The organism is Ferrovibrio terrae (assembly GCF_007197755.1).
Classification (GTDB): domain Bacteria; phylum Pseudomonadota; class Alphaproteobacteria; order Ferrovibrionales; family Ferrovibrionaceae; genus Ferrovibrio; species Ferrovibrio terrae.
This window is the reverse complement of sequence record NZ_CP041636.1, coordinates 1585671-1600963: the sequence shown is the minus strand read 5'-3', so window position 1 is coordinate 1600963 and position 15293 is coordinate 1585671. Positions and strand designations below refer to the sequence as shown.

The following is a 15293-nucleotide window of genomic DNA, read 5'->3' as shown; positions in this document are numbered from 1 at the left end:
TTGACCTCCTTGGTTATGGAGAACAACCGCCAAAGCCCTGGTTCGGTTCTGTGATTTTAACGAGACCGGTATAGCCAAGCTTCCGGCGTGCTTTAAGCCGGCAGGAAGATGAAGTTGAAAACATAGCCGGGGCCGCGCTGGCGATGCATCGCTTCGGGATCGAAATCCTCCAGCATGCGCAGGTTCTGGCGGTCGCGGTCGAAGAACATGCCGCGATAGCCGAACTGCAGCACCTTGGCGAGCGACAGCTCGATGGGTGTCTGCGTGTGCACCTCTTCCATCTCGATCAGCAGGACGGGGCGGTCGCGCGCCAGCACCTGGGCAGCGCCAGCCAGCACCTCCAGTTCGCTGCCCTCCACGTCGATCTTGATGAAGCCGATATCGGACATGTTGAGATCATCCAGCCGCGCCATCTGCACCGGCACGACCGTATGCTCGCCACGCACCTTCACGCGGCTGAGCGAGCCGCCCTGGTTGGAATGGCTCCCGCGGCTGTCGCGCGGGATCAGGAATTCGGCCGGCCCGCTGCGATCCGACAGCGCGACGGACGAGACCGTGACATTGTCTGCCGCGGTCTCGCGCAGCACGGCCAGCATTTTCGGATTGGGCTCAAACGCGTGGACATGCCGGGCCAGGCCGGACAGCACATGAGTGAAAGTGCCTTTGTTGGCGCCGGCATCGATGGCATTGCGCCGCCGGTCGACCAGCATGTCGAGCAGACGCAGTTCAGGTTCGCCCGACCAGCGCTCCTTCAGAACCTTGTAGCGAATGTATAACCCGGACGGAATAAGGGCGTGTTTGACGCGCTCCTCAAGCGTCCAAAGCTGCCGCTCCAGACCCGACATTTCAGCCTACCCCCGTAAACCCCGGAGGCAGACTAGGCCTGTGCTACGCCGTAAGACAGATAAATCTCGCGACGGGGAGAAAGCTGTCTACGGAGCTTTGCAACCGCACCACCCGCAACTGGTTACGCCCGGTTGCAGGTTGTGCTTTCACGCCATCGAGCGGCGGCTCAGCGCGGCTTCGATGGCGTCCCAGATTTCCGCTTCCAGCTTCACGCCGTCGAAGCGGTTGATCTGCTGGATGCCGGTCGGCGAGGTGACGTTGATCTCGGTGAGATAGTCGCCGATCACGTCGATGCCGACGAAGATCAGGCCTTCGCGCTTCAGGTGCGGGCCGATCGCCTCGCAGATTTCCTGCTCGCGTTTGGTCAGGCCGATCTTTTCCGGCCGGCCGCCGACATGCATGTTGGAGCGCGCCTCGCCCTTGGCCGGCACGCGGTTGACCGCACCGGCCGGACGGCCGTCGATCAGGATGATGCGCTTGTCGCCGGCGCGGACCTCAGGCAGATAGCGCTGCACGATCACCGGCTCGCGCGCCAGCTTGGTGAACATCTCAAGCAGCGAGCCAAGGTTTTCATCGTCGGGCGTGAGATGGAACACGCCGGCGCCGCCATTGCCGAACAGCGGCTTGAGGATGATGTCCTTGTGCTCGGCGCGGAAGGCCTTGATCGCCTCCATGTCGGACGAGATCAGCGTCGGCGGCATCACGCCGTCGAAATGCGTGACATACAGCTTCTCCGGCGCGTTGCGCACCGCGACCGGATTGTTCACCACCAGCGTTTTCGGGTGGATATGCTGCAGGATATGCGTCGCCGTGATGTAGGACATGTCGAACGGCGGATCCTGGCGCATCAGCACCACGTCCATCTCGGCCAGATCGCGCAGTTCGGGTTCGCCCAGCGTGTAATGGTTGCCGCGTTCATGCCGCAGCCGCATGGCGCGGCCGCGTGCCAGCACCTTGCCGTCGCGGAAGCTCAGGTCCTTGGCGAGATAGTGGAACAGGCTGTAGCCGCGTGCCTCGGCCTCGAGGCCCAGCACGAAGGTGCTGTCGCCATCGAAATCGATGCTTTCGATGGGGTCCATCTGGATCGCCACCTTGAGAGCCATGGCACAGTCCTTTTTTTATCAAGTCCGGCCCCTCAATTTAGGGAGCCGTTCCGAAATGGGAAGATTGGGCGAGACGTCTAGTTCAACTGGCGGCGAATGTGCCGCAGGAACACCTCGGCCTCAAGGCTTGCCGCCTCGTCGCCGGCCAGCATCAGGAAACGTTCGGTGGCGGCGATCGACTGGCGGATGCGCCCCAGCTCGCCCTCCACCACGCCCAGCTCACGCCAGGCCGGCGCGAAGGCCGGCGCGACCAGCAGCATGCGGCGCAGGATTTCCGACGTGCGCTCGATATCGCCACCGCGCCAGGCGCGCGCCTTGATGTTGTTCTGCAGGCGCAGCAGCACCTCGCGCCCGGTCATCTGCCGCACATGTTCGGGCTGCAATTCGCCGGCTTCCGTGCCGCCGACGCGGCGCAGCAGGTCATTCATGTCGGGCGGCGCGGCGATGCGGCCGTGATGGAAGGGATCGAGAATCAGCGCACCATCTTCGCCCTCGACGCGCACCAGGAAATGGCCGGGGAAATCGATGCCGCAGACCGGCCAGTGCTGGGCGCGCGCGGCGAAGATGTAGAGCACGCCGAGCGCGACCGGCAGACCCATGCGGCGGTCGATCACGCGGAGCAGATCGGCATTCTGCGGATCTTCGTAAGACTCGGTGTCGCCGCGGTAACCGAATTCCGCACCCAGCACGGCAGCCAGCGCCACGGCGCGCGGCGCCACTTCGCTGCCGGCATCGATACGGCTGAGCGCCGCCGCGAGATCGGCGAGATGACGGCGATAAGGCGCGAGATCCAGCCCCGGCCTGTCGAGCGCCGCCAGCAGCAGCGCGGCTTCGGCGATGTCGAAGCCGTCATCGGGCGCGGCGCCGAGAGCCTTGAGAGCCGTTTCGATCGCCGCGCTGTCTGTCATCTGGTCCTGTCCGTCATATCGCCGCCTAGACCGGACGGCGACGCTTGTCGGACTTCAGCCAGACATGGCTGACGACCTTGCGCACGCCCTTGATGGTGCGGGCATGGTCGGTGACCTTGGTGATCTCCAGGTCGGACTGGCCCAGGCCGATCAGGTAGACCGTGCCGTTCACCGTCTCGATCGAATAGTTGATGTCGACGATTTCCTTGTCGGTGGCGATCTTGGTGCGCAGCTGCGTGGTGATCCAGGTGTCGGAGGCCGCCGCGCCGACGCCGCCCTCGTCGGTGACCTGCACTTCGTTGATCACTTCCTGCACGCGGTCGGTCGACGCCCAGGCCAGACGCGTGGCCTCGTCCTTGGAATATTCGGTGCCGACCACACCGGTCAGCAGCACGCGGCCCTCGATCACGGTGACCGACAGCTTGCGCCAGACATACTGGTTGTCCTTGAGATATTTGTCGTTGATGGCGAGCTGGATGCCCTTGTCGTTGGCGGCATTCTTGATGCCGCGTTCCTCGGCCGCCGCCACGCCGGTGGCCGCACCGGCACCGACCGCCACGCCGACACAGCCCTGCAGCGCCGGCAGCGCCAGCAACAGCAGAGCCAGGGGGGCGAAACGCAGAGTGCGGGAGAGAGAGAACTGAAGCACGGGAGAACTCCTCGGATAGTGGCCGTCTCGAGTTAATGACCGTCGGCAACGGAAGGCGGGCGAATCAGACCCGCCAGGCGTCGCGGATATGCCGCGGCCAGCGGCCCGGCGCCAGCAGCATGGCATCAAATCGTAGAGAAAGTGTTGCAGCATCGGCCTGCTGGCCCAGAAATACCGCAGCCGCCCGAGCAATGCGATGGCGTTGCGCGGGCAGCACCGCCTCGGCCGCCCGGTCGACGCTGTCGCGCCATTTCACCTCAACGGCCACGATCAGCCGGCCGCGCCGGGCCAGGATGTCGATCTCGCCCAGCGGGTGCCGCCAGTTGCGGGCCAGGATGCGGAAGCCCTGCAGCCGCAGCCACCAGACCGCGCGGGCCTCCCCGGCCCGGCCGCGGACGTGGCGTTCAGGGCCACGGTCAGTCCTTGCCATCTTTCAGCTCGAGTGCCGTTCTGAATTCGAGAGCCTTGGCATAGACCGTCTTGCGGCCGAGATTCAGCAGTACCGCCACCTCGTCCACCGCCTGGCGCAGCGGCAGCCGCGCCATCGCCTCTTTCAGCGCGCCGTCCAGATCGGCAGCCGTGGCGGCGGGCTGATCCGCCGGCGGCGCGATGGCCAGCGTGATCTCGCCTTTCGGCGCACCGGCCGCGGCATAATGCGCGGCGAGTTCGGATAACGGCCCGCGCCGCACCTCCTCGAATTTCTTGGTCAGTTCGCGCGCCACGGCAGCCTCGCGTGCCGGACCGAGAACCGCGACCATGTCCGCCAGGCTGTCAGCCAGCCGCTGCGCGCTTTCCAGCAGCACCAGCGTCGCCGGAATGCTGGCCAGTTCGGCCAGCCATTTGCGCCGTGCCGCCTGTTTCGGCGGCGGGAAGCCCGCATACAGGAAGCGGTCGGTCGGCAGACCTGACAGGCTTAAGCCCGTCAGCACGGCGGAGGCGCCGGGCAGCGCAGTGACAGCCACGCCTTCCTCGATGCAGGTCCGCACCAGCTTGTAGCCCGGATCGTTCACCAGCGGCGTGCCGGCATCCGACACCAGGGCCAGCACCGCGCCGCCTTTCAGCTTTTCGATCAGCTGGGGCCGCACTTTCGCCGCATTATGTTCATGGTATGGGAAAAGCGGGGTGTCGATTCCGTAGCGCTTGAGCAGCGGCCCGGTCACGCGGCTGTCCTCGCAGGCGACCAGATCGGCGTGGCTCAGCAGGGCGAGCGCCCGCAAGGTGATATCGGCGGCGTTGCCGATAGGGGTGGCCACCAGATATAAGCCCGGGGTGAATTGTGCCGTGTTGACACCCCAGTCAGAACTTTCTCGGTTCGACTTGTCGGGCGGCGGCTGGATTGGATGTGTCATGGGCCTCGGACTGAGCTGTGTCGCGCATTGTAGGGGGCGGGTTTCCGCTCAGTCTATGCTTCAGACTCTGATGTCCAGGCTCGCACCCGTGCTGCTGGTGCTGCTGCTCGTCGCCTGCCAGAGCGGGCCGCAGGCGCAGGGCGGCCTGCCCGGCCTGCTGGACCGGGTGGCGCCCGGCACCGGCGCACCGCAGCGCGTGGCCCCCTCGGCCGGCACCCCGGCCCAGACGAATGCGCCGCAAAATAATATTCCGCCCGCCATGCAGCAGGCGCTGCAGCAGCAGCAGCCGCAGCCGGCCTCGCCTTCGCTGGCGATCGAGACCCAGCCGCTGCCCGCCGCCCCGCCCCTGACCGCGCCGGGCAGTGCGGACGCCATCCGCATCGGTTTCCTGGCGCCGCTGTCGGGCCCGAATGCCGGACTTGGCCGCGCCCTGTTCGATGCCGCGCAGCTGGCGCTGTTCGACCTGGCCGACAACCGGCTGGTGCTGCTGCCGCGCGACACCGAGGGCAATGCGGAAAAGGCCTCCGAGGCCGCGCGCCGCGTGATCGCGGAAGGCGCGCAGATCATCATCGGGCCGCTGTTTGCCAACGAGGCTTCTGCCGTGGGCCTGATCGCGCGTGAGCGCAACATCAAGGTGCTGAGCTTCTCGACCGACCGCAGCGTGGCGGGTGGCGGCGTCTATCTGCTCGGCTTCACGCCGGACCAGCAGATCGAACGCGTGATCTCCTATGCCCGGACGCGCGGCCTGACGCGCTTTGCAGCACTGGCGCCGGATTCGGCTTACGGCAATGCGATCATGCAGGCCGCCACCACGGCGACGCAGGCGGCGGGCGGCGAGATGCTGCGACAGGACCGCTACCCGGTCGATACCGGCGATCTCACCCCCACCGTGCGCCGCTTCGCCACGGCGTTGCGCGCCCTGCCGCCGCGCGGGCTGGAGGCGCCGCCGGTGGATGGCGTGGATCCCAACATCGCCCGCCCGGTCGATGCCGTGCTGCTGCCCGAGGGCGGCGCCCGCCTGCGCGCGCTGGCTCCGCTGCTGCCCTTCTTCGATATCGACCCGCGCGCCGTGCGCTTCCTCGGCACCGGCCTGTGGGACGATCCCTCCCTGAGCACCGAACCCGCCCTGGTCGGCGGCTGGTATGCCGGCCCGACCCCGGATGGCTTTGCCGAATTCGCCCGCCGCTTCGAGCAGGGCTTCGGTCGCCGGCCGCCGCGCCTGGCCAGCCTGGCCTACGACGCCACCGCGCTGGTCGGCGTCCTGGCCCGCCGCCCGGGTGAATCTCCCGGTATTGCCGCGCCCTTTGACGAGACCGCGCTGTCGAACCCCGACGGGTTTGCCGGCTATGACGGGATTTTCCGCTTTCAGGCCGATGGCCTCGTGCAGCGTGGACTGGCGGTGCTGGAAATCCAGCGCCGCGGCGGCGGCCGGGTGATCGACCCGGCACCGAGCAGCTTCCAGGTCCCGGGAAACTGAGCCGGAAACGCGCCGGCCGGTCTGACGTTAACTCCCGCAGAATCCTACCAAATCTCACCCTTCTGGGCTGATTACCGAGAAGTTATTCGGTGCTAGGCCTGACGGTATGCTATTAGGCGAAAAAGCGCATCACTACCTGTGCGTGCTTCTCACTCGAAGTTCCTTCTATTAGAATTTACGTCCTGTCCCGCCCGCGGGAGGACCAAAGTGAGCGAAGACATGGCCGATCACGAGCGTATCGATTTTTCCAAGATCAGTTTTCTGGTTGTCGAGCCGAATCGCCTGATGGGCCAGATGGTGCGCGACGTTCTGCAGATGCTGGATGTGCAGTATATCGACCGCGCGCGCGACTTCGAGACCGCGGTCAACGTGCTGCGCATGGGCCGCACCGACATCATGATCACCGAATGGGCGCTCTCTCAGGAGAAGCTTGGCCGCAACGGCATGGACATCGTGCATTGGGTGCGCAATGACGGCGGTTCGCCGAACCGCATGATGCCGATCGTGATGATGACGGCCAATTCCGAAGAGGAATATGTCTGCCGCGCGCGCGATTGCGGCGTGTCGGAATTCGTCGCCAAGCCCTATACGGTCAACGGCTTTTACACCCGCCTCGCCTCGGCCATCGCCCGCCCGCGCCAGTTCGTGCGCATCGGCGAATATTTCGGCCCGGACCGCCGCCGCCGCAGGCTCGACTGGGCCGGACCCGAGCGTCGCATCATGGCCGACGCCATCTGACGACGCGTAGGATGTAGTCTGCCGGGATGACTAAAAAACCTGTTTTCATGCCGCCGTCGCAGGAATTGCGACGCAAGGCGGTCAATTTCAAGAAAGGTTTCAAGCTCAAGCTTGAGCCTGAGGAAATCAAGAAGCTGGAAGCGGTGGTCGAGAAGGCCACCGACCAGTTTACCGTTGAGGTTGCCGACAAGCTGCGTGGCTTGCGCGTGGCGCTGAACGATGTGGCGCACAGCCAGATCGGCGCCGACCAGGCGATGCAGGCGATCCGCACCATCTCGCTCGAAATCAAGGGCATGGGCGGCATGTTCAAATATCCGCTGCTGACCGCCTTCGCCAAATCGCTGAACGACTTCACCAGGGATATGGGCGTGCCGACGCCGATCCAGCTCGACATCATCGCGGCGCAGATCGATGCGCTCTATGTGGTGATGGGCAACCGCATCCAGGGCAGCGGCAGCAAGATCGAAATGCAGCTGCTCAGCGCGCTGGAAGAAGCCGCGCGCAAATACAGGCACTGATCTAGAGCAGCCGCCACAACGGCAGGCCCGACAGGGCGGCGAAGGCGCAGAGCGCCAGCGCCACGCGGCGGAACTGCTGTTCGCTGGAACGCGCGAACAGCCGGCTGCCCAGCGAAAGTGGCAGCAGATAGGCCGGGATCAACGGCAGCGACATCAGCAGACTGGTCTGCGTGAACAGCCCGCTCCACCAGTAGGCGATGCCAGACGCGGTGGCCGTGAAGCCGAAAAACACGATCAGGTTGGCGCGCACGGTGGCGGCATTGCCCTGGCCGCCGAGCCAGAGCAGCACCACCGGCGGCCCCGGCAGGGCAGCCGCCCCACCGCTCAATCCCGCCAGCATGCCGGTGCCCAGCGTGGCCGGCAGACCGAGCCGCCCGGTATAGCGCCAGCCCAGCGCCATCAGGACGACGGCGAGCAGAATCACCAGGCAGATCACCCAGCGCATCACATCGGCATCGGCCACCACCAGCAATGCGACGCCGAACGGCACCGCGATCACCGCGGCGATGCCCAGCAGCAGCACCTCGCGCCAGATGCAGCGGCGCACTGCGGCGGGCAGCATGGCCAAGGCGGCAATATCGTCGGCGATGAACAGCAGGATGGCGGCGAGTTTCGGCTCATAGAGCAGGCTGGCGATCGGCATGAACACCATCGCGCCGCCAAAGCCGGAAAACCCGCGCACCAGGCCGGCCAGCGCAGCTGCGCCGGCCACTGCCCAGTAACGCGGTTCGGTCAGAAAGAGAAAACTGTCAGGCAACCAGGATGACGACGCCGGCGACAGCCACGGCGGCACCGGCCGCGCGCGTCAGCACCGGCGTGGCAACCTGCTGCGACAGCAGGGCGACGACAAGGCCGACGCCATGCAGCAGCGCGGTGGCCAGCAGCATGCCACCAGCATAAGCCGTGGCGACGCCAGCGCCCATTTCCGTGCCATGCGCATAACCGTGGAACAGGGCGAAACCGGCGGTGACCGCCATCGCGGCGGCCAGCGGCGGGCGGGCGGCGAAGGCGACAGCGAGGCCGAGGATCAGCACCGACAGCGCAATGCCGGCCTCGACGCCGGGCAGTGCAATTCCGTTCAGCGCGAGCAGGAAGCCGGCGCCCATCGGCAGCACGAAGGCGGCGGGCAGCAGCCAGAGACCTGAGCGGTTGCCGGTGCGGGTGGCGAACTGCACGGCCCACAGGCCGACGGCGATCATGGCCAGCAGATGATCGAAACCGCCGAAGGGATGCGCGAAGCCTTGCGCGAAGCCGGCGTCATGCGCTTCGCCGCCCGGATGACCGGGATGGGCCAGCGCCGGAAGAGCAAGGCTTGCCAGAAGGATGGCCGGCAGAACGGCCTGACCGAGCTTTGACTTGCCGATCTTGAAATTGAAGGACATGGCAACCTCTTTGAAACGCGCGCAGAAAATGCGCTGCATGCGGACCCACCCGATCCCTTTTTGCCCAAGCGCGGCCGGTTTGACAAGACCGGGGGCGCGGCTTACCGTCCGGCGCGATGGTTCACCGCCATGTCATGCCTGACATTGCGGTGATGAAAAGGGAACGCGGTGCCGGTTTCTGATACAGAAACCGCAAGCCGCGGCAGCCCCCGCTACGGTAGGCGGCGAGCGGCGTGCAACAGGCCACTGGCAGGATGTGACAGTCCCCCGGGAAGGCGCACGAACCGTTACGACCCGCAAGCCCGGAGACCTGCCATCGCCCTTGGTCGAACGGATGTGCCGGACGGGGTGTGTCGGTGCCCGGCCTGTGCCATTCTCGCCACCCTTCCCGCGACAGGGGAGACATGGCGGCGGACCGGCGGGCCAATCCGTGTCGGCGTCATGCAACAGGACGCTTGAAGAATGCAAAAGACTGCAGCCGCCGCCAACAAAATCCCCGCAACCGTCGTCACCGGCTTCCTCGGCGCCGGCAAGACCACGCTGATCCGGCACCTGATCACCAACGCCAATGGCCGGCGCATCGCGCTGATCGTCAATGAATTCGGCGAAATGGGCATCGACGGCGATCTGCTGAAAAGCTGCGGCGCGCCGGACTGCAGCGAAGACGACATCATCGAACTGGCCAATGGCTGCCTGTGCTGCACGGTGGCCGATGATTTCCTGCCGACGCTGCAGAAGCTGCTCGACCGGCCCGAACCGCCGACGCATATCGTGATCGAGACCTCGGGCCTCGCGCTGCCGAAGCCGCTGGTGCAGGCCTTTGCCTGGCCCGGCATCAGGAGCCGCACCACCGTGGACGGCGTGATCACCGTGGTGGACGCCGCCGCCGTGGCTGAAGGCCGCTTTGCCGATGACGAAGAAGCGCTGGCCGCCCAGCGCGCCGCCGACCCCAGCCTGGATCACGACAATCCGCTGGAGGAACTGTTCGAGGACCAGCTCGGCTGCGCCGATCTCGTGCTGCTGAACAAGGCCGACCTGCTGGACGAGGGCGCACTGGACAATGTGCGCGCCGAGATCGCCGCGCATCTGCGCCAGGGCGTGAAGACCCTGTCGATCAGCAAGGGGGAGATCGCCGCCGACATCCTGCTCGGGCTGCGGGCGGCCGCCGAAGATGACATCGCCGCGCGCAAGTCGCATCACGACACTGAGGACGACCACGACCACGAGGATTTCTTCAGCTTCTCGGTCACGCTGCCGGAACAGGCTTCACCCGATGCGCTGCTCGACAGCCTGCTGCCGGTGATCGCAGACCACGACATCCTGCGCGTGAAGGGCTTTGTCGCCGTCGCCGGCAAGAAGATGCGGCTGGTGCTGCAGGGTGTCGGCATGCGGCTGTCGCATTATTACGACCGCGACTGGCACGGCCATGAGCCACGCGCCACGCGGCTGGTGGTGATCGGCCAGGCCGGCCTGGACGAGGCGGCCATCCGCGCCGCCCTCGCCGCCATCTAAGGCCCGGTGCCGGGAGCGCGCCGCCGTGCATCTGCTCAATGCCATACCCGGCGGCACGGCGACGACCGATGGTGCAGTCGATCTGGGCCAGACGCCCGGCGACATTGTCATCCTCTCGGCCGCCGATACCGAACTGGCGGCGCTGAGCAGCGCGCTGTCCGGCCTGCCCGACGACTTCCCGCGCCTGCGGCTCGCCAACCTGCTGCAGCTCGGCCACCCTTACGCGGTCGATCTTTACGTCGAGAGCGTGATCCAGCATGCCAGGCTGGTGATCGTGCGCCTGCTCGGCGGCCAGAGCTACTGGACCTATGGTGTCGAACGGTTGAGCGATCTCTGTCGCGCGCGCGGCATCCTGCTGGCCTTCCTGCCGGGCGACCGCCAGCCCGATCCGGGGCTGGATGGCTTCTCCACCGTCGATGACGGCAGCCGCGCGGCACTGTTCGACTATTTCCGCGAAGGCGGCATTGAAAACCTGCAGAACTGCCTGCGCCGCGCAGCCGCGCTGATCGGCCATGATGAAGACCCGCCGCCGGCACGGCCGCTGCCGGCCGCCGGCATCTACTGGCCGGGCCTGCACGATCCCGATCTCGACAGCCTGCGGCCGCAATGGAATGCGCTGCATCATGGCCTGCGTCCGGTGGCCGCCATCGTGTTCTACCGCGCGCTGATGCAGGCCGGCGATCTGGCTGCCATCGATGCGCTGGTCCAGGCGCTGTCGGCCGAGGGCCTCAATCCGCTGCCGATCTTTGTCACCAGCCTGAAGGACCGCATGTCAGCCGATATCGTCGGCACGCTGCTGGATCATGCGCTGCCCGACGTGATCCTGAATGCGACCAGCTTTGCGCTGGGAAATCCGACGGGAGGCGACAGCGGCACGGATGATCCGCTCGGGCAATGCGATTGCCCTGTATTGCAAGTCGTGTTCGCCACGCAGCCGCGCGAGGACTGGGCCACCTCCACGCGCGGCCTCAATCCGCGCGATCTTGCCATCGCCGTCGCTTTGCCGGAAATCGACGGCCGCATCATGACCCGCGCCGTCGCCTTCAAGGCCGAGGCGCAGTTCGACACCCGCACCGAATGCAGCATCGTTCGGCTGCAGCCCGATCATGGCCGTTGCGCCTATGTGGCCCGGCTGGCCTGCGCCTGGTCGCGGCTCGGCCGCCTGTCGCCGGCCGAACGCAAGATCGCCGTGGTGATGGCGAATTATCCCAATCGCGACGGCCGCATCGGCAACGGCGTCGGCCTCGATACGCCGCAGAGCGTGGTCGAAGTGCTGCGCGCCATGAAGGATGCCGGCTACGAGCTGAACGCGCTTCCCGTGAGCGGCAACCGGCTGATCGAATCCCTGATCGAAGGCGTGACCAACGATTTTGCCGCGCTGGCCGGCCGCCGCGTGCGCGTGGTCTATCCGCTGGCGCTGTATCGCCGCTTCTTCGAGACATTGCCGGCCACGATCCGCGCCGCCGTCAGCGCACGCTGGGGCGAACCGGAAGACGATCCGCATATCGATGCCGGCCCCGATGGCGGCAATGGTTTCGCCCTGCCGGTGCTGCCGCTCGGCAATGTGGTGGTGATGATCCAGCCGGCGCGCGGCTACAATATCGACCCGACGCGCAGCTATCACGATCCCGACCTGGTGCCGCCGCACCACTATTTCGCGGCCTATGCCTGGCTGCGCGAAAGTTTCGGCGCCGATGCGGTGATCCATTTCGGCAAGCATGGCAATCTCGAATGGCTGCCGGGCAAGGCGCTGGCTCTCTCCGAGGACTGCTACCCGGAAGCGGTGTTCGGCGCGCTGCCGCAGCTGTATCCCTTCATCGTCAACGATCCCGGCGAAGGCACGCAGGCCAAGCGCCGCACCTCGGCCGTGATCCTCGACCACCTGACGCCGCCGCTGACCCGCGCCGAAATCTATGGCGACCTCGCCGGCCTCGAGCAGCTGGTCGATGAATATTACGAAGCCGCCGGACTGGATCGCCGCCGCCTGCCGCTGCTGGCCGAACGCATCATCGCCGAGGCGCGCCGCCTCGGGCTCGATGCCGATTGCGACATCCAGACCGGCGAAGCGACGGACTCGGCACTGCTGAAGCTCGACAACCATCTCTGCGACCTGAAGGAGCTGCAGATCCGCGACGGGCTGCATGTCTATGGCGTGAAGCCGCATGGCGAGCAGCTGATCGATCTGCTGGTGGCGCTGGTGCGGCTGCCGCGCGGCGACGGCAAAGGCGGCCGCGCCTCGATCCTGCGCGCGCTGAGCTCCGACCTCGGCCTGAATGAGCCGAACAGGGGCTTCGATCCGCTCGGCACCGACTATGCGGCCGTGTGGGAGGGCCCGCAGCCGGCCGTGCTGGCGGATCTCGCCCCGGGCAGCTGGCGCAGCCATGGCGACACCATCGAGCGGCTGGAGATTCTGGCCAAGCAGCTGGTCGCCGACCGGCGGCTGCCCGACGAAGGCTGGACGGCGACAAAAGCCGTGCTGCAGGACATCGACTATAACCTGCGCGGCGCGGTGCTGGGCTGCGGCCGCGCCGAGATCGAAAACCTGCTGCGCGGACTGGACAGCCGTTTCGTGCCGCCGGGCCCGAGCGGCGCACCGACGCGCGGCCGGCCGGAAGTGCTGCCGACCGGGCGCAACTTCTACTCGCTGGATGCGCGCAGCCTGCCGACGCCGACGGCCTGGACACTGGGCTGGCAGTCGGCCGATGCACTGCTGCAACGCCATCGCCAGGACCATGGCGAATGGCCGCGCGCGATCCTTCTCAACGCCTGGGGCACCGCCAACATGCGCACCGGCGGCGACGATATCGCGCAGGCGCTGGCCCTCATCGGCGCGCGCCCGACCTGGGAGCCGGCCTCTGGCCGCGTCACCGGTTTCGAGATCGTGCCGCCGGATCTGCTGGACCGTCCGCGCATCGACGTGACCCTGAAGATCAGCGGCTTTTTCCGCGATGCCTTCCCCGCGCAGCTGGCGCTGTTCGACGCCGCCAGCCGCGCCGTGCAGGCGCTGGACGAACCGCCGGAAGTCAATCCGCTGGCCGAGCGCGTGAAGGACGAGGCCGCCGTGATGATCGGCCGCGGCCTGACCGCGGAAGAGGCCATGCGCCGCGCCGGCTACCGCGTGTTCGGTGCGCAGCCCGGTGCCTATGGCGCGGGCCTGCAGGCGATCATCGATGAAGGCGGCTGGACTGATACCGCCGATCTGGCCAGGGCCTATATCGCCTGGGGCGGCTATGCCTATGGCGGGAACGCGGAAGGCATCGCCGATGCGGAAGTGTTCACCCAGCGCCTGAGCGGCATCGATACGGTGGTGCAGAACCAGGATAACCGCGAGCATGACCTGCTCGACTCGGATGACTATTACCAGTTCGAGGGTGGCGCGGTGGCGGCTGTTCAGTATGCCTCAGGCGCCGCGCCGGCCGCGTATCACAACGACCATTCGCGCCCCGAGGCGCCGCGCATCCTCCGGCTGGAAGAAGAGATCGCCCGCGTCGTGCGCGGCCGTGCCGCCAATCCGAAATGGATCGCCGGCGTGAAGCGTCATGGCTACAAGGGCGCCTTCGAGATCGCCGCCACGGTGGATTATCTCTTTGCGTTTGCCGCCACGACAGGCCTGGTGCGCGATCACCAGTTCGACGCGCTGTATGATGCCTATCTGGCCGATGCGGACACGCGCGCATTTCTCGAAACCAACAACCCGGCCGGCGCACGCGAGATCGCCGCACGCTTCCGCGAGGCCATCCGCCGCGGGTTATGGCGGCCCAGGGCGAATTCAACAGCGGACACTCTGGACAGGATGCTGGCAGCATGAGCGAAGCTGAAGACGAAAACACGCGCGCCAATGAAAAGGCCAGGAAGCGCCAGGAAGCCAAGGCGAAGATCATGGCCGGCAAGACCATCGAGAAGGGCCTTCTCATGGTGCATACCGGCAAGGGCAAGGGCAAATCGACGGCTGCCTTCGGCCTGGCGATGCGCGCCATCGGTAATGGTTTCCGCATCGGCATCGTGCAGTTCGTGAAAGGCGCGTGGCAGACCGGCGAACGCCCGGTGCTGGAGATGTTTCCCGACCAGGTCGAGATCAAGGCGATGGGCGAAGGCTTCACCTGGAATACGCAGGATCGCGCGCGCGACATCGCCGCCGCCACTGCTGCCTGGACCGAAGCCAAACGCATGATCGAGGCCGCCAGAAAAGACCCGCCGGACTTCGACCTGCTGGTCCTCGATGAACTGAACATCGTGCTGCGCTACGACTATCTCGATTTGGGCGAGGTGGTAGAGGTGCTGAAAAACCGTCCGCCGAACCTGCATATCGTGGTGACCGGACGTAACGCCAAGCCGGAACTGATCGAGGCCGCCGACCTGGTGACCGAGATGACGGAAGTGAAGCATCCCTTCCAGGCCGGCGTGAAAGCCCAGAAAGGAATCGAGTTTTGAAACGCGAGTTGCTCGATCCGAAATCCATCGCCGCTCCGGTCGGCCAGTATGCCCATGGCTGCCTGGTCACCGAAGGCCAGCGCATCCTGTTCATCAGCGGGCAGATCGGCGTTGCGCCCGACGGCAGCCTGCCGCCGGATTTCGAGAGCCAGGCGCGCAACTGCTGGCGCAACATCGAGGCGGTGCTGGCAGAGGCCGGCATGAGTTTCGACAACCTGGTCAAGACCACCAGTTTCCTGACCGATCACAGCCAGTTGATACCGAACCGCAAGATCCGCAACGAAATCCTCGGCGACCGCAAATGCGCCTCCAGCGGAATTGTGACCCAGACGCTGGTCAGCGACTGGCTGCTGGAAATCGAAGCCATAGCGATGGCATAG

Annotated in this window: 15 protein-coding genes and 1 riboswitch; of the genes, 7 read left to right on the top strand and 8 right to left on the bottom strand. The window is 66.3% G+C overall.

Annotation, left to right across the window (positions count from 1 at the left end):
* Positions 1-92 precede the first annotated feature (92 nt).
* The 6 genes from FNB15_RS07820 to rsmI form a co-directional block, all read right to left on the bottom strand.
* Complete coding sequence (locus tag FNB15_RS07820; protein WP_144068162.1) at positions 93-845, bottom strand: FkbM family methyltransferase; 753 nt, start codon at positions 843-845, stop codon at positions 93-95.
* A 147-nt stretch (positions 846-992) separates the two neighbouring features.
* Positions 993-1949 (bottom strand): glutathione synthase, encoded by a 957-nt coding sequence (gshB, locus tag FNB15_RS07815; RefSeq protein ID WP_144068161.1) that lies wholly within the window; start codon positions 1947-1949, stop codon positions 993-995.
* A 77-nt stretch (positions 1950-2026) separates the two neighbouring features.
* The gene (locus FNB15_RS07810) at positions 2027-2857 is read right to left on the bottom strand and encodes a SirB1 family protein (protein ID WP_144068160.1); all 831 of its coding nucleotides are present in this window, start codon (positions 2855-2857) and stop codon (positions 2027-2029) included.
* A gap of 25 nt (positions 2858-2882) precedes the next feature.
* Positions 2883-3506, bottom strand: a complete 624-nt coding sequence (locus FNB15_RS07805; RefSeq protein WP_185973765.1) for a BON domain-containing protein — start codon at positions 3504-3506, stop codon at positions 2883-2885.
* A 64-nt stretch (positions 3507-3570) separates the two neighbouring features.
* A complete protein-coding gene (locus FNB15_RS07800) occupies positions 3571-3936 on the bottom strand; it encodes a YraN family protein (RefSeq protein WP_144068158.1) in 366 nt (121 codons plus the stop codon).
* Entirely contained in the window at positions 3923-4759 is an 837-nt protein-coding gene (gene rsmI, locus FNB15_RS07795) for a 16S rRNA (cytidine(1402)-2'-O)-methyltransferase (protein WP_342777574.1), read from the bottom strand. The genes FNB15_RS07800 and rsmI overlap by 14 nt, the downstream gene beginning before the upstream one ends.
* A gap of 166 nt (positions 4760-4925) precedes the next feature.
* Between rsmI and FNB15_RS07790 the strand changes: the two genes are divergently transcribed.
* The 3 genes from FNB15_RS07790 to FNB15_RS07780 all read left to right on the top strand — a co-directional run bounded on the left by FNB15_RS07790 (position 4926) and on the right by FNB15_RS07780 (position 7588).
* The gene (locus FNB15_RS07790; RefSeq protein ID WP_185973764.1) at positions 4926-6332 is read left to right on the top strand and encodes a penicillin-binding protein activator; all 1407 of its coding nucleotides are present in this window, start codon (positions 4926-4928) and stop codon (positions 6330-6332) included.
* Between the two features lie 207 nt (positions 6333-6539).
* Complete coding sequence (locus tag FNB15_RS07785; RefSeq protein WP_246068821.1) at positions 6540-7070, top strand: response regulator; 531 nt, start codon at positions 6540-6542, stop codon at positions 7068-7070.
* 26 nt (positions 7071-7096) lie between these two features.
* On the top strand, positions 7097-7588 hold the full coding sequence (locus tag FNB15_RS07780) for a hypothetical protein (RefSeq protein ID WP_144068155.1): 492 nt from the start codon (positions 7097-7099) through the stop codon (positions 7586-7588).
* Position 7589: 1 nt separating this feature from the next.
* On the opposite strand, the gene FNB15_RS07775 is transcribed toward FNB15_RS07780, so the two are convergent.
* The gene (locus FNB15_RS07775) at positions 7590-8300 is read right to left on the bottom strand and encodes a sulfite exporter TauE/SafE family protein (protein WP_185973763.1); all 711 of its coding nucleotides are present in this window, start codon (positions 8298-8300) and stop codon (positions 7590-7592) included.
* Between the two features lie 37 nt (positions 8301-8337).
* Positions 8338-8970 (bottom strand): HupE/UreJ family protein, encoded by a 633-nt coding sequence (locus FNB15_RS07770; RefSeq protein ID WP_144068153.1) that lies wholly within the window; start codon positions 8968-8970, stop codon positions 8338-8340.
* Positions 8971-9070: 100 nt separating this feature from the next.
* Positions 9071-9302, top strand: a riboswitch (cobalamin riboswitch).
* 130 nt (positions 9303-9432) lie between these two features.
* Here FNB15_RS07770 and cobW point away from each other — a divergent pair.
* From cobW to FNB15_RS07750, 4 genes are read left to right on the top strand one after another with little or no spacing between them, the layout of a single operon-like run.
* The gene (gene cobW / locus FNB15_RS07765; RefSeq protein ID WP_144068152.1) at positions 9433-10482 is read left to right on the top strand and encodes a cobalamin biosynthesis protein CobW; all 1050 of its coding nucleotides are present in this window, start codon (positions 9433-9435) and stop codon (positions 10480-10482) included.
* Between the two features lie 25 nt (positions 10483-10507).
* Positions 10508-14290 (top strand): cobaltochelatase subunit CobN, encoded by a 3783-nt coding sequence (cobN, locus tag FNB15_RS07760; protein ID WP_144068151.1) that lies wholly within the window; start codon positions 10508-10510, stop codon positions 14288-14290.
* On the top strand, positions 14287-14913 hold the full coding sequence (cobO, locus tag FNB15_RS07755) for a cob(I)yrinic acid a,c-diamide adenosyltransferase (RefSeq protein ID WP_144068150.1): 627 nt from the start codon (positions 14287-14289) through the stop codon (positions 14911-14913). Before cobN ends, cobO begins: the two co-directional genes overlap by 4 nt.
* Positions 14910-15293 carry a RidA family protein gene (locus FNB15_RS07750; RefSeq protein WP_221932764.1) on the top strand — a complete coding sequence of 128 codons (384 nt, stop codon included), beginning with the start codon at positions 14910-14912 and terminating at the stop codon, positions 15291-15293. The genes cobO and FNB15_RS07750 overlap by 4 nt, the downstream gene beginning before the upstream one ends.

What these genes read in the sequence shown, in the direction of transcription:
- FNB15_RS07820 (WP_144068162.1), bottom strand. Translation starts at nt 845, where the DNA reads ATGTCGGGTCTGGAGCGGCAGCTTTGGACGCTTGAGGAGCGCGTCAAA.
- gshB (WP_144068161.1), bottom strand. Translation starts at nt 1,949, where the DNA reads ATGGCTCTCAAGGTGGCGATCCAGATGGACCCCATCGAAAGCATCGAT.
- FNB15_RS07810 (WP_144068160.1), bottom strand. Translation starts at nt 2,857, where the DNA reads ATGACAGACAGCGCGGCGATCGAAACGGCTCTCAAGGCTCTCGGCGCC.
- FNB15_RS07800 (WP_144068158.1), bottom strand. Translation starts at nt 3,936, where the DNA reads ATGGCAAGGACTGACCGTGGCCCTGAACGCCACGTCCGCGGCCGGGCC.
- FNB15_RS07790 (WP_185973764.1), top strand. Translation starts at nt 4,926, where the DNA reads ATGTCCAGGCTCGCACCCGTGCTGCTGGTGCTGCTGCTCGTCGCCTGC.
- FNB15_RS07780 (WP_144068155.1), top strand. Translation starts at nt 7,097, where the DNA reads ATGACTAAAAAACCTGTTTTCATGCCGCCGTCGCAGGAATTGCGACGC.
- FNB15_RS07770 (WP_144068153.1), bottom strand. Translation starts at nt 8,970, where the DNA reads ATGTCCTTCAATTTCAAGATCGGCAAGTCAAAGCTCGGTCAGGCCGTT.
- cobW (WP_144068152.1), top strand. Translation starts at nt 9,433, where the DNA reads ATGCAAAAGACTGCAGCCGCCGCCAACAAAATCCCCGCAACCGTCGTC.
- cobO (WP_144068150.1), top strand. Translation starts at nt 14,287, where the DNA reads ATGAGCGAAGCTGAAGACGAAAACACGCGCGCCAATGAAAAGGCCAGG.